Origin of the sequence: Streptomyces noursei, assembly GCF_016917755.1 — a bacterium.
GTDB lineage: Bacteria > Actinomycetota > Actinomycetes > Streptomycetales > Streptomycetaceae > Streptomyces > Streptomyces yunnanensis.
Genome location: NZ_CP070326.1, coordinates 1,419,914 through 1,433,789, shown reverse-complemented (window position 1 = coordinate 1,433,789; position 13,876 = coordinate 1,419,914). Strand labels below are relative to the sequence as shown.

The window sequence follows — 13,876 nt, the reverse complement described above, 5'->3', positions numbered from 1 at the left end:
GATCATGCCCCGGCCCCCGACGTCCCATCGGCCGGCCCCGGCCCCGGCCCCGGCGGATGCCGCAGGCTTGATCTCCGAACAGCTGCGGCTGGCCACCGACCTTCACGAGCGCTTCCTCGCCGCTCAGGCGGACCTTCACATGCCACGCCCCGAACCGGCAGGCAGTCCCGCGCGCACTGCTCACACCGTTGTCGACCTCGGCGGCTGGTACCTCGACAGGGCAGGCCGGATGACGGCCGGAGCCCTGGTGCACGACCTGCTGGAGCTGCTGCCGCAGCGCGACGGGGTGCTCGACTGCGAACTCGCCTTCCACCAAGGGCTCCCCGCGCCGGGTGAGCGGCTACTGAGCTCGCTGACCCTCAGCGGGCGCTCCTTCCGGGGCAGGGTCGACGGCCTGCTGTCGCTGCGCGGCACCGAGTCGGAGGGCCTGAGCCAGGGCCTGCCGCCCGAGCACACGGGCGCTGGATTCGGCCCCGGCGAGGTCACGGCATTCGCCGAGGGCCGCCCGGCCGACTGTTTCACCGGCAACGACTGGGAGCTGACGCGCGCCCATGTCCGCAGCCCCGGTCTCGGTTCGCGCCGCACGCTCCTGCTGCATGAAATCACCGCGTTCGCCCCCTCGATGGGGCTCGTCGCGACCGGACGCACCCTTCCGAAGGAATGGCGGACACCTGCCGCGCTGCTCGAAGGCTGCTTCCAGGCGCTCTCGTTCCAACTCGCCGCAACCTGCTGCACGGTCCACCGCGACGGCTGGCGGTTCGAGCCGCAGCCGGACGAGCCCGCCCGTGTTCGGTTCCTCGCCAACGCCCCGGACGGAACGTCCCGCTACCACATCACGATCCGGTCGATGACGGACACGACCGTGCACGCGGATGCGGTCTGCACGATCGACAACCGGGTGGTGATGCGAGCCGAAGGGCTCGCGGTCCATCTCGTACCGGACACGCCCCTGACGCACTGGCGGCTCCTCGGCCCAGCCACCGTCCAACGCACCGGCAATCCGGGACCGCCCCGCGTGCTCGCCGGCCTGCGCGGCCACGACGATCCGGCCGCCGCCACCGTGGGCTCGGTCCGGTACGACCACGCGGCGATGCTCGCCAGCGCGTGGGGACCGGTGAACGAGATCTTCCCCGGCGCGAGTGACGATGCCTTCCGGCTGCCGGGACCGCCGTACCTGTTCATCACCCGGCTGACCGAGGTGTCCGCCACCATTGGAGCCCCCCGGCCCGGCAGCCACCTGGTCGCCGAGTACGACGTGCCCGAGCAGGTGTGGTTCCGCGAGCAGAGCGGAACGCTCCCAGCCGCCGCGCTGATGGAGGCCGCACTTCAGCCCTGTGGCCTTCTCGCCGGCTACCTGGCAGCCCGGACGACCGACGCGCAGCTGCGGATCCGCAACCTCGACGGCCACCTGACTACCACCCGCGAAGTGCCGCCGGACGTACGGTCGTTGAAGACCGCTGTGGAGTTCGTCGGGCTGGACCGCTGGGACGGCACGGTGGTGGAGACGTTCCGGATCCGCTGCGAGGCAGACGGCGTTCCCGCACTGGAGGGCACCGCGGTCTTCGCCCTGACGCACGCGGCCCAGTTGACGTCCCAGACCGGCCTGCCGGTGACGGACGCGGACCGCACCCGACTGGCCCTGCCCTGTGACCGCCCGGTCACCGACCTCCGGTCCCGGCCCGCGCGGTTCTTCGGGCACTCCGCCCGCCTGCCCGGCCCGATGCTGCTGATGCTCGACCGGATCACCGGGTACTGGCCCGAAGGCGGCCCCGCCGGACTCGGACGGCTGCGTGCCGAATGCGACGTGCGGGCCGATGCCTGGTACTTCAAGGCGCACTTCTTCAACGACCCGGTACAGCCCGGCTCACTCGGCATCGAGGCGATGTGCCAGCTCCTGTGCTACTACCTGGTCGAGTGTGGCGTCGGCGACGGGTTCCGGTTCGAATCGGTCGTGCCGGCCTCGTGGACGTACCGCGGCCAGGTCGTACCGACCGACGCCCTCGTCACCATCGAGCTGGACGTGCTGGACGTCGAGTTGGGGCCCCAGGGCGGGCACGCCGAGGCCGAGGCATGGCTCTGGGTGGACGGCCGCAGGGCCTACCACGTCCCTCGCCTGAGGGTACGTGCGGTCCCCGGCACACCGGACTCACCCTCCACCGTCGACACCGTGCTCGACCCCCGCTCGGACACCTGGCTGGCGGACCACTGCCCCACCTGGACGGTGCCGGCCGTACCGCTGATGTCAACAGCCGACCTCCTCGCCCGAGCGGCCAGTGACCACGCCGGGCGCCCAGTCCGCGTACTGCATGACCTGCGCGTGCAGCGGTGGCTGCCGGTCACCGGCCCGACCCGGCTTCGCATGACCTGCGCGGGGGACACGGCGCGGCTCGCGGTATGGCACGAGGCCGGCGCGCTCTCCAGGTTCGCACCGGTAGCCGACGCAACGGTCGGATTCGAGCCGCCACCCCGTCCGGAACGCTTCGCCCCCCTGCCTGATCTCGTGGACGTGCCGGACCCATACGAGGGCGCGGAGCTCTTTCACGGTCCGAGCTTCCAGTACCTGACGGCGTTGCGGAGGGGCTCCGCCGGATCGAGCGGGATGCTCGACGCCGGGCGCGGCTCAGTGCCGCGCGGCGCACTGCACCAAGGACTGCTGGACGCCGCACTGCACGTCATCCCACACAACGAGCTGCAACGGTGGGAACCGGCCATCGGGCCCGGCCGAATGTCCTTCCCGCACCAGCTCACCCGGCTCGCCGTGTTCGCCCCCCTGCCGGACTGCGGCGAGATCGAGGTGGAAGCCAGGTTCGCCGGTGTGCTGCCGGACGATCTCGTCGCGGTCGACGTCCAACTGTGCCGGGACGAAAGCGTGCTGGTCTCCTTCCAGATCGTCAACATGCTCATCCCGGCCGGCCCCTTGGCCGAGGTCTCCGGCCCCGCCCGCCGCGCCTACCTGCGTGACGGCCACCCCGACTCCCGCCTGCTGCTGACAGGTTCGGACGGTGTGCTGCGACGGAGCGACGTGGGGCGGATCGACGTCCTGACGGGAACCGCCAACGCCGTCTATGGCCTGCCCGACGGTACCCGTGCCACGGACTGGCTTCCGCATATCGCCCTGAAGGAACACATCGCCCGGACAATCGGCGTCCACCCGCGAACCGTAGAGGTCACCGGCCTCGACAACGTCAGCTGGGACGACGACTCCGCCACCGTGAGGACCCCATGATCCTGGTAACCGGAGCCTCCGGCATCGTCGGCTCCGCGCTGCTGCGCGAGCTGGACGAAGCCATCGCGCTCACCCACCACAAGCCGGTCGGCACGCCGTCCGTACGCGGCGACGTGACCCGGCCCTGGCTCGGCCTCCACCCGGCCGACTACCGCGACCTCGCGGCCAGAGTCGACGCCGTCGTGCACTGCGCGGCGAGCGTGAACTTCTCGATCACGCCCGAGCACCTGCACCGGGTCAACGTCGTCGGAACCGGCCACGTCCTGCGGTTCGCCGAGGACGCCGGCGCCCACCTCGTGCACGGCTCCACCGCTTTCATCTCCCGCGCGGGCGACCACACCCCCTTCGGCGCCTATGCGGCCTCCAAAGCCGCCGGCGAGACACTGGTACGCGAGTCCGGCCTGCCCAGCTGCATTGCCCGGATCTCCACCGTGATCGGAGACTCCCACTCGGGGGAAGTCCCCCGTCTCCAGGCATTCCACTACCTGCTCGGCGTCGCCCTTTCCGGCCAGATGCCCTTCCTACCCTGCACCCCAGGCACCCATGTCGACCTCATCCCCCGGGATACTGTCGCCGCCGCACTCGCCGCACTCGCCCGAGACCACAGCGCGCGCGGCGACCACTGGATCACCGCGGGCCCGGCCGCCCTGCCGATGGAACGCATCATCGACATCGCCTACGACGCCTCCGCCGCCCGCGCCCAGAACGACGAAGAACTCCGCGACATCGACCAGGCGGTCTTCCGTACCCGTCTCATCGACCCCGCAGTCGCCGACACAGTCATCAACGCAGTCCTCGCCCGCAGCTCAACCTCCGCCGCGCCCAGCGTCATCCAGCGCGCCGCCAACCTGATGACCGCCTACAACGACGTCGACGCCTTCCCCACCTCCCTGGGGCGCATCCCCACCGGCCCCACAGCCCCCACCCCCGAATCGAGCGAGACCGCCCTGCGCCACATGATCAACTACCTGGTCGAATTGCCCCGCGACACCTGGGAACTCCAGTGACCAGGCAGCTTGGCCACAGTGCGAGCCCCATCGGTGTAGACGTTGGGGTTAGGCAGGCCGGGAAGCGGCACCCCAGGACGCCAAGCCAAAAAGTGCCGCTTTCAAGCCCGAACCGCGAATTGCCGACACGTGGCGCCTTCAGGGCATACCCCACGCCGTGCAGGCTCGTTGACCCCGAAGGTACTTCGGTCTGCCACTCCGAAAGGTGATTTCGATGAAGGTCCCCTGGGGAAAGCCAGCAGTGAGGGGCGATCACCTCACTGCAGGTTGGAAGTCCTATCAGCGGCGCAATCCCGATGCTTCCACGGCGATCGGTTTTGTGTTCCTGTGCGAGGGTGAACATCCCACCCGTGCTGAGCTGCTTGACCTGGTGTCGACCCTGACCGGTCATGTGCCCACCGCTTCGCGGCCGGGTTCGGCTGGAATCCTCGAACATCAGGTGACGCTGGCAGAGGCGCCGGACGAAACGAAGCTGGGAGAGGTATTGGGTGAGTGCTACTCAGCCAGCCTCCCTGATGAAGGCTGGGACGTCTGGATGGTGGGCTACGCGCCGCAGAGGTTCGCCCTGGCCATTCGATTTGATCACCTGCTGATCGATGGAGTCGGTGGGATCCAGCTGCTCTCGCGTCTGGCGAGCATCCCGGGGACAGGCTTCACTCCCGCAGTACCGGTTGGTGATCGCGACCGCCTGCCCTCGCGAACAGCGCCCATGCCCAAGAGCCCGGCTCGGATCGGCCGCTTCACCGTGCTCACCTCGGCGCGCACAGTCCGTGCGCTGGTCGCACCTCTGCTGGGAGTCCCCCGTGCCAGTGTGCTGACTCCCGGCACACGCGCCGGCGCCGACGGGATGAGGTACGTCTGGGCACAGGCCGACTACCGAAGGCTCGTGTCCTGTGCGCATGCCTTGGGCGCGCAACCCAACGACGTTATCCTCGCAGCCCTCACCGGAGCCCTTCGTGACTGGTACGCCGGTTGCGGGCTGCGACCGGACGGACAGGTCACAGCCCTGGTCCCCATCAGCATCCGCCGCACCAACGAGCGCGACACGCATGGCAACAGGATCGTCAGCTCTCGGATCTCTCTGCCGATCGACGAACCCGATGTTCTGGCTCGGCTCAACGAAATCGCCCAGCGCAGCCGCACGGCCAAACGGCTGGCCACGCATGCGCTTCTGCCGCCCCTGCTGCAGCTACTGCCAGGCCCCGTTCTCTCCTGGGGCTTGCAGCGGAACCTCCGCCCGAACGTGAACACTCTGCTCGCAACCACCGTGGCCGGACCTCCCATCCCGCTGCGCGTGCTGGGCCGCAGCGTGCAGCAGATCCTCCCCATCGTCTTCCTGCCGGCGGGCCACCGCGTCGCTGTCGCGATCTCACGCTACGCCGGGACCTCGTTCGTGTGCTTCACTACCGACCGCACTTTGAAGGGCGCAGACAGTCTCCCCGAGATGTGGAGCGCGGCGTTTGACGAGTTGTGCGCTCTTGCCGGTCCGGCTGCGTCGGAGTCGGAAAGCGCCACGTCTGCCGCGGGCGCGAGGGATTGACCTGTCTGTCGTGGCCCTGGGCTCAGCCGTGCCCTGGGCTCGCTCGGGGAGCCTCCTTGGGCCTGTGCAAGCGATCAGTCGACCACAACGGCACCGCACTGCGCTTGCTTCCACTCTCACATCGCGTGGCTTTCTGGGACGTGCCCCTTTTAGAACTCCTAACAGAAGTGGTTGATCATGTGACTGCTGGCCTATTTGCTCGTTGGTCTGGTCGTGGGGAAGCGTCAGTCGCGGCCGTGGATCGTGTCGGATGAACTATGGGCGTTGGTCGAGCCGTTGCTGCCCAAGCCGGGGCCGAAGCTGGTTGAGGGGCGGCCGAGGGTGCCGGACCGGCAGGCGTTGTGCGGGATCCTGTTCGTGCTGCACACCGGCATCCAGTGGGAGTACCTGCCGCAGGAGCTGGGCTTCGGTTCGGGCATGACCTGCTGGCGGCGGCTGGCCGCCTGGAATGCCGCCGGGGTGTGGGACCAGCTGCATGTGCTGCTGTTGAAGAAGCTGCGGTCGGCGAAGAAGCTGGACTGGTCCCGGGCGGTGATTGACTCTTCCCATGTGCGGGCGGCCCGTAGGGGCCCAAAAGCGGTCCCAGTCCGGTCGATCGCGCACGGCCGGGCAGCAAGCACCACGTCGTCACCGACGCTCGGGGCATCCCACTCGCGGTGTCGCTGACCGGCGGCAACCGCAACGACGTCACCCAGCTCCTGCCTCTGCTCGACAAGATCCCCCCTGTCGCCGGGGTTGTCGGCCGGCCCCGGCACCGGCCCGACTCGCTGTTCGCCGATCGTGGCTACGACCACGACAAGTACCGGCGTCTGCTGTGGCAGCGCGGCATCCGTCCCGTGATCGCGCGGCGAGGCGAGCCACACGGCTCCGGCCTGGGCGTCTTCCGGTATGTCGTCGAACGGACGATCGCCTGGCTGCACGGCTTCCGTCGCCTGCGCATCCGATGGGAGCGACGGGACGACATCCATGAAGCCTTCCTCGGGCTCGCTACATGTCTCATCACCTACAGACACGTCCAACGCCTTTGTTAGGACCTCTTAGCCCACCGCGGGCCCAAAGTCCCAGAAAAGTCCCACAGATGCCGCCGCACCTCGTCAGACCCGCTAAGTAGCAGGTCAGGCGAGGTGCGGCGGCATCTGCGTATCAAATCTTCCACATGTGCTTCGGCACCGTGCCCGACGCGGACCTCGTCCGCTGCTTCGAGATCTCCCTCGTCCTCTACGCCGAACACAGCTTCAATGCCTCCACCTTCACCGCCAACGCCGGATCATGGGCTTCGGCCACCGCGTCTACCGGCACGGCGACTCCCGCGTCCCGTTCATGCAGACGGCCCTGGACCGGCTCGTGACGCGTGCCGCCGACCTCGAGACCAGCCGCCTGGCCACGCTCCACGCCGCCCTGCGCCAGGCCGTGCTCACCCGCAAGGGCATCCACCCCAACCTCGACTACCCCGCCGGCCTCGCCTACCACCTGATGGGCTTCGACACCCCGACCTTCACCCCGATCTTCGTGATGAGCCGGATCACCGGCTGGACCGCCCACATCACCGAACAACTCGCCCACAACGCCCTGATCCGGCCGCTGGCCTCGTACGCGGGACCGGGGGAGCGGGCGGTGCCGGCGACCGCCGGGTAGCCCGGCGCACCGGCGTCCCGCCCCGGGCGACCGCCGCCCGCCGCACCCGGTCCGTCGGTCGCGTCAGCGAGATTTCATCGACATGACATCGCCCGGCGGCAGACTTCCCCCTGTCGCCTCGGGGCGTAGGGGCGCCCTCGCCCCGGGCCCGGGCCATGGGACCTGACCATGGCGCTCCCGGCGGCGAAATCGGAACGCACAAAAGGCGAGTTGCCCCGTGAGTGAGACTTCCCAGCCGGACCCCCGCCAGGGCTACGTCGAGAACCGCCCCACCCAGCCCCTCCGGCAGGGGACGCCCGCCGGGGTGCCGGCGGCACCGGCCCCGGAGCAGGCAGTGCCGCCCATGCCGGGCCAGGCGCCGCCGCCGGTCCCGGACGGGGCGCCGGGTGCGCCCTCGGCCTGGTCGCAGCCGGCCCCGTCGACGCTGCCGCACGATGGTGCTCGGGCCGCGGGGCGTCCGCCCCGCGGTGCCCGGCCGTGGCTGATCGGCGGCGGCGCAGTGCTGGCCGTGGCCGCGGTCGTCGGAGTGGCTCTCGCCCTGTCGGGGGGCGGGAGCACCGGCACCGCGGCAGGGCAGGCCCCCGGCGGATCCGTCACGTCGCCGGACCCGGGGGCAGGGGCGTCGGAGGGGAAGACCTACACCAAGGTGTCCGAGGGCTGCCAGCTGATCAAGGCGGCCACCCTCGCCCGTATCGCGCCCGGAACCGAGTGCAAGCCCTCGCAGTTCGACAACGCCACCATGGCGGCGATGATCACCAGGATGCCGAGGTGGCAGGCGCCCTTCGGTTCCGGCGGCGCGTACCTGAGCCTGGACGTGAACCTCACGGTCGGCCCGGCGGCGAAGAACATGTACGACATGGACAAGAACACCGCGCTGAAGGCGTTGGGCAAGATGCGCAAGGTCACCGACTCCCGGCCGGTCGGCGACCTCGGTGACCAGGCCCACGTCGTCCACGCTGTCGACAAGCCTCCGACGAGCCTGGCCGAGGCCACGGTGATCGTCCGCTCGGGCAACGCCACCTACACCGTGAGCTACACCTACGACCCCGGGCGCTCCGGCACCAACCAGCAGCAGGCAGAGGACGCCGCCCTCGCCGCCGCCCGTGACGTGCTCGGCTCGCTCAGCTGACCCGCCACCGCGCAGTGGACACACCCCAGCACGGCCGCAGCGACGACGCCACGCTCCGGCAGCCGCCTCCGCAGCCCACCCTCCCGCAGCCGCACCCGTCGGCCCCGCAGCAGCAGAACCCCGGCCGGATCGGCCCGTACGAGGTCTTCCAACTCCTCGGCGAGGGCGGCATGGGCCGGGTCTTCCTCGCCAGATCGCCGGGCTCGCGCCTGGTCGCGCTGAAGGTCATCCGGCCCGAGTACGCCGAGACGCCGGACTTCCGCGGGCGCTTCCGGCGCGAGGCGGACGCCGCCCGCAAGGTGAGCGGCTTCTTCACCCCACCGGTGCTCGACGCGGACGCCGACGCGCCCCAACCCTGGCTGGCCACCGCCTACATCCCCGCACCGTCCCTGCACGACGTGGTGCGCCGCTTCGGCGTGCTGCCCGACCCGGCCCTGCGGGCACTGGGCACGGGCCTCGCGGAGGCGCTGCTGGCCATCCACACCGCCGGCGTCGTCCACCGCGACCTCAAGCCCGCGAACGTACTGGTGGCCGAAGACGGGCCGCGCGTCATCGACTTCGGCATCAGCCGGGCCGCGGACGCCACGCAGCTGACCCGGACGGGCACGGTCATGGGCACGCCCGGCTTCATGGCCCCCGAGCAGATCGTGTCGAGCCGCGAGGCCGGTCCGGCGGCCGACGTCTTCTCCCTCGGCTGCGTCCTGGTCTTCGCGGCCACCGGGCAGGGCCCCTTCGGCGCCGGCAGCCCCACCGAGGTCGTCTACCGGGCCGTGCACGCCCCGCCGCAGCTCACCGGCGTACCCGACGCGCTGCGTCCCCTGGTGACGGCCTGCCTGGACAAGGACCCGGCGGGCCGGCCGGCCACCACCGCGGTGCTGACCGCGCTCGGCACCGCCGACCCCGCCGCGCTGCTCGTACCGGGGCTGCGGGAGGACCTCGCCACGCGAGCGGCACACGCCGGCGTCCTGGTCACCGCGCCCCCGGTGCCCCTCACCCCGCTGGAGGCGACGGCGGCCCCGAGCCGGCCGAGCCGCCGCCACTTCGTGTGGCTCGCGCTGGCCGGCGGCGCCGCCGCGGCGGCCGCCGGCACCGCGGCCCTGGCCGGCGGGCGACCGAAGCCCGACGGCGCCCCGGGCCGGCCCGCGGGCGCCACGATCGCGCCGGGCGCCACGGTGCCAGCAGGCCCGGCGCCGCAGTGGTCGCACCCGCTACGGCAGCTGCAGAACGGACAGTTGAGGCTGCTCGGCGACACCCTCGTACGGTGGGACCAGACCACCGCGATCGGCTACGACGCCGCCAGCGGAGCGGAGCGCTGGACCGCCGCGCCCCGCATGCCGTCCGACGTCAGCGGCAGGCCCGAATGGCTCGGCGTGCGGGGATCGACGCTGTTCGCGTCGGCCCTCGGCGACCGCGGCTATCTGCTCGGCCTGGACGCCGACGGCGCCCTGAAGTTCAGCCACGCGGTCACCGAGCGGCCTGCGGGCGGCTTCCCCGCCCAGATCAACGCCGTCTTCTGGGCCACCGGTGCGGTCGCCCTCCTCGGCACCAGCAGCGACACGGGCTACGGCGTCTGCGCGGTGGACCTCGCCGCGGGGAAGGTGCTGTGGTCCCGCAAGGTGGCCGGCAGCGACTTCCACGCCCACTCCGACGGCCGCACCTGCTTCCTGCACGACGGCGGCACCCTCCACGGCCTGGACCTGCGGACCGGCACGGTGCGCTGGACGGTCCGGGACGTGCTCCGGCCCGGCGACTACCCGGACCTGACCACCGACGGGAACGCGCTGCTCGTCACCAGCACCAAGGTGCAGGCGTTCCGCGCCACCGACGGCCGGACGCTGTGGACCGCCGTCGACGAGCCGACCCGCCTCAACCCCACCACGGTCCTGGGCACGACGGCCTACGCCGTCGACGGCCAGGGCACCGTCTTCGCCCTCGACACCCGCAGCGGCAAGCAGCGGTGGCACACCGCGAGCCCGCTGTCCCTGGCCCCGGCCGGCGCATCCGACCCGGGCCCCGCCGTCTCCTCGTCCCTGCTGGCCTACCCCCTGTTCGGCGCCGACACCCCGGGCTTCGTCGTGCTGCGTGCCGCGGACGGCAAGGTCCTCTGGGCGCACCGGGCCTCCGGCACCGAGACCAGGAACAAGACCACCGCGTGGCGCGTGCAGATCAGCGGCACCACCCTCTACGCGGCATCCGACACCACCCTGTACGCCTTCCGGAGCGACCCCAGATGACGACGACGCCCAGCACGCCGACCGACACCGCTGTCACCCACATCGGCCCGTACCGCGTGCTGCGGGAACTCGGCGCGGGCGGCATGGGCCGCGTCTACCTGGCCGCGTCGCGCAGCGGCCGTGCCGTCGCCGTCAAGGTCGTCCGCTCCGAACTGAGCGCCGACCACGACTTCCGACGGCGCTTCAAGGCCGAGGTGGACGCGGCCCGCGCCGTCGGCGGCGCCTTCACCGCGCCCGTGGTGGACGCCGACCCCGAGGGGCCGCAGCCCTGGCTGGCCACCGCCTACGTCCCGGGCCCCGCGCTGTCCGACGCCATCGAGGCGCACGGGCCCATGCCCGAGGCCACCCTGCGTGTGCTCGGCGCGGGCCTGGCCGAGGCACTGGCCGCCATCCACCGTGCGGGGCTGATCCACCGCGACCTCAAGCCGTCCAACATCCTGCTCACCTTCGACGGGCCCCGCGTCATCGACTTCGGCATCAGCCGGGCCGTCGACGGCACCGTGCTCACCGCGCAGGGCCAGATCATCGGCTCGCCCGGCTTCATGTCGCCCGAGCAGTCCACCGGGGCCGAACTCACTCCCGCGAGCGACGTGTTCGCCCTGGGCGCCGTGCTCGCCTACGCCGCCACCGGCAATCCGCCCTTCGGCACCGGAGCGGTCCACGCCCTGCTCTACCGCGCCACCCATGAGGCGCCCGCGCTGGACGGCGTCCCGCACGGCCTGCTCGGCACCGTCGCCGCCTGCCTCGACAAGGACCCGGCCCGCCGGCCGACCATCGCACAGCTGCAGCAGTGGCTGCGCCCGACCGGCACCGCGGGCTGGCTCGGAGCGGTCGAGCTCCAGGTGGCCGAGTCGGAGCGCAGCTTCCACGAGGAGGTGCGCACGTCCCTGGTCAGCCGGCGCCGGATGCTGTTCGGCGGCGCGGCGCTCGCCGTGACCGCCGCCACCGGAGGCACCTTCCTGCTGCTCCGCTCGCGCGACGGCGACACACCCGCCGGCCCCGAACTCTCCTGGACCGCCGACCTCCCACAGCCCGACATGGCGCTCATGGCGGTGACTGCGTCCACGCTGCTGTGCGCAGGGAAGACCTCGGGCGCCTGCTTCGACCGGGCCAGGGGCACGCTCCTGTGGAAGGACCTCAGCGGCCAGAACACCGCCGCCCTCGCGGACGACCAACGCGTCTACACCGTGCGCACCGACGGCAAGGTCCACGCCGTCGACGGCCGCACCGGCAAGGAGCGGTGGACCGCTTCCCCGACCGGAACGGGCGCGCCGCACCTGGAGTTCGCCGGCGGCTCACTGGTCGTGACCATGGACAACGGCGGGCGCTTCCAGGGCCTCGACGCCTCGACCGGTGACGTGCGCTGGCAGGCGCCGGTCAAGGGCGGACTCACGGCGGTCGGCACCACCCCGACGGGCCGGCTGATCGTCTGGGGCGGCGCCGGGAAGACGTCCACCACCGCGACGCTCAACGGATACACCGCCCTCGCCCCGGACACCGGGACCCCGCTGTGGTCGAAGGACCTCGTCGCCCTCTACCCGCCGGCCAAGGGCAAGGTGCTCTACGCCATCGACGGCGACATGAACCTGCTGGGCCTCGACCCGGCCGACGGCTCGACGCTCTGGCACCGGAGCACACAACTACCGCCGACGAACAGCCAGTTCATGATGTACGAAGGGTCCCTGCGCCTGCACGACGACATCCTGTTCTGCTACCCGGGCACCGGCGCCAGCGGCGCCACCAGCGGGTTGCTCGCGGCCTTCGACCCGACGACGGGGAAGACCCTGTGGAGCGTGCGGACCGCCGCCCGGGGAAATCGTGGCTACGACCGGTCCGGCGCCACCGTCTGCTATCTCGACACGGTCCTGCACGCCGTCGACGCCCGTACCGGGGCGGCCCGTTGGACGGCCGGCGCCGGCCTCGGCACGCTGCAGTTCCTGGGCGCGGGCGGCGAGCTGTTCCTCGCCGCCGGACCCAAGGGGCTGTACGGCTTCCACGCCGAGACCGGCCGGCAGGTCTGGCGGTACCCGGTCAGCGGCGGCTCCGGCGCCTGGTCGTCGTTCCCCGTCGACGACCGGGTCTTCGCCAGCCGGTCCGGCAAGCTCTTCTGCTTTGCCCTGCCCAAGGCGTAGCGGCCGGTGGGTACGCCGGCACGCCGGCGCCGGCACCAGGGGTGCCATGCGTCGGGCGCGCCCCCGACGGGCCGAGGGCGGGAAGCGCCGCAGCAGCACTTCCCGCCCTCTCCTGGCGGTTCCGACGGCCCCCTCGACCGCCGGGTGCCACCGGGCCCCTCAGCCCGGTGGTGCCAGGCGTCTCGCTCCCGCTACCCGGGGTGGGCGCCGCGGCCGGCCGCGCGGCCCGGCGCGAGGTGGCGGGCGTAGGCGTCGGAGGTGAAGAACGGCGGCAGCGCGTCGGCGAGCGCCGTCCGCTCGAAGAGCCCCCGCACCTCGTCCGGGGCCGCCCATGGGAACGCGGCGCCGAGCGCGGCGAGTTCGTCGTCGAGCAGCCGCAGCACCGACTCCCGGTCGATCACCCGGTGCCGCAGCCACTGCCAGATCTGCACCCGGGCGATCTCCGCGGTCGCCGCGTCCTCCATCAGCCCGTCCAGCGCGACGGCCCCCTGCCCGCCTTGACCTGCTGGACGGCCTGCCCGTCGGTCAGGGCGCCGAGCGCATGGACGTAGTCCCGCTCGTGCAGCTGCCGCCACAGCCGCTCCGCGCCCCGCCGGGCCAGGGTGTGCTCCTCGCGGACGCTGCCGGACAGTCGGACCACGTCGTCGGCGCCGTAGGTGCGCTCCACCCCCCGCCACCGCGGATCGGTGGCCCAGCGCCGTGCGAGTTCCTCGGCCGCCTGCGTCCTCGCCTCTGCCATGACTGTCACGACTCCTCGGTCCGTACTGACTGCCAACTTCCTTGTCCGGACGGACAGGAGTGGCACTGTGTGTCGATCGGCTGGGGTGCGGCCCGCCGTCACGCGGTGGGAGGGAGATGGGCAACGGTGCCGGTACACGACCCCGCCGGTGCCGGGATCTCCGACGTCAGGGCAGGTATCGAGCCCCGGTTCCGGGCGGTGGTCGCCGTGTTCGGCGGGCCGCACTGAGACTCT

The 13,876-nt window shown here is 71.8% G+C and carries 7 protein-coding genes and 3 pseudogenes; 8 read left to right on the top strand and 2 right to left on the bottom strand.

Features of this window, described 5'->3' with window-relative positions:
• The first annotated feature begins 67 nt into the window (after positions 1–67).
• From JNO44_RS06150 to JNO44_RS06115, 8 genes and pseudogenes are all read left to right on the top strand, one after another.
• Positions 68–3,226: a hotdog family protein gene (locus JNO44_RS06150; RefSeq protein WP_205362096.1), complete on the top strand. Its 3,159-nt coding sequence runs from the start codon at positions 68–70 to the stop codon at positions 3,224–3,226.
• Entirely contained in the window at positions 3,223–4,233 is a 1,011-nt protein-coding gene (locus JNO44_RS06145; RefSeq protein ID WP_205362089.1) for an SDR family oxidoreductase, read from the top strand. The genes JNO44_RS06150 and JNO44_RS06145 overlap by 4 nt, the downstream gene beginning before the upstream one ends.
• Before the next feature lie 214 nt (positions 4,234–4,447).
• Complete coding sequence (locus JNO44_RS06140) at positions 4,448–5,773, top strand: WS/DGAT domain-containing protein (RefSeq protein WP_205362086.1); 1,326 nt, start codon at positions 4,448–4,450, stop codon at positions 5,771–5,773.
• A 213-nt stretch (positions 5,774–5,986) separates the two neighbouring features.
• Positions 5,987–6,804, top strand: a protein-coding gene (locus JNO44_RS06135) for an IS5 family transposase (RefSeq protein ID WP_420882620.1) whose coding sequence is annotated in 2 segments (ribosomal slippage) — positions 5,987–6,338 and positions 6,338–6,804 — 819 coding nt in all. Because the reading frame shifts where the segments join, the coding sequence is not laid out codon by codon here.
• Positions 6,805–6,911: 107 nt separating this feature from the next.
• Positions 6,912–7,408 (top strand): annotated as a pseudogene (locus JNO44_RS06130) (citrate/2-methylcitrate synthase); the annotation flags it as partial.
• 217 nt (positions 7,409–7,625) lie between these two features.
• Positions 7,626–8,537 carry a hypothetical protein gene (locus JNO44_RS06125; protein WP_240167448.1) on the top strand — a complete coding sequence of 304 codons (912 nt, stop codon included), beginning with the start codon at positions 7,626–7,628 and terminating at the stop codon, positions 8,535–8,537.
• Positions 8,538–8,551: 14 nt separating this feature from the next.
• The gene (locus tag JNO44_RS06120) at positions 8,552–10,771 is read left to right on the top strand and encodes a protein kinase domain-containing protein (RefSeq protein WP_205362084.1); all 2,220 of its coding nucleotides are present in this window, start codon (positions 8,552–8,554) and stop codon (positions 10,769–10,771) included.
• Positions 10,768–12,903, top strand: coding sequence for a protein kinase domain-containing protein (locus JNO44_RS06115; RefSeq protein ID WP_205362081.1), 2,136 nt, complete (start codon positions 10,768–10,770; stop codon positions 12,901–12,903). The genes JNO44_RS06120 and JNO44_RS06115 overlap by 4 nt, the downstream gene beginning before the upstream one ends.
• Positions 12,904–13,094: 191 nt before the next feature.
• Here the strand turns inward: JNO44_RS06115 and JNO44_RS06110 are convergent.
• Positions 13,095–13,397: pseudogene (locus JNO44_RS06110) on the bottom strand (malate synthase A); the annotation flags it as partial.
• Positions 13,394–13,642: pseudogene (locus JNO44_RS06105) on the bottom strand (isocitrate lyase); the annotation flags it as partial. The pseudogenes JNO44_RS06105 and JNO44_RS06110, both read right to left, overlap by 4 nt.
• Positions 13,643–13,876: the final 234 nt, after the last annotated feature.

Bases quoted from the DNA above. Each gene is read 5' to 3' on its own strand.
- JNO44_RS06145 (WP_205362089.1), top strand. From the start codon at position 3,223: ATGATCCTGGTAACCGGAGCCTCCGGCATCGTCGGCTCCGCGCTGCTG.
- JNO44_RS06140 (WP_205362086.1), top strand. From the start codon at position 4,448: ATGAAGGTCCCCTGGGGAAAGCCAGCAGTGAGGGGCGATCACCTCACT.
- JNO44_RS06115 (WP_205362081.1), top strand. From the start codon at position 10,768: ATGACGACGACGCCCAGCACGCCGACCGACACCGCTGTCACCCACATC.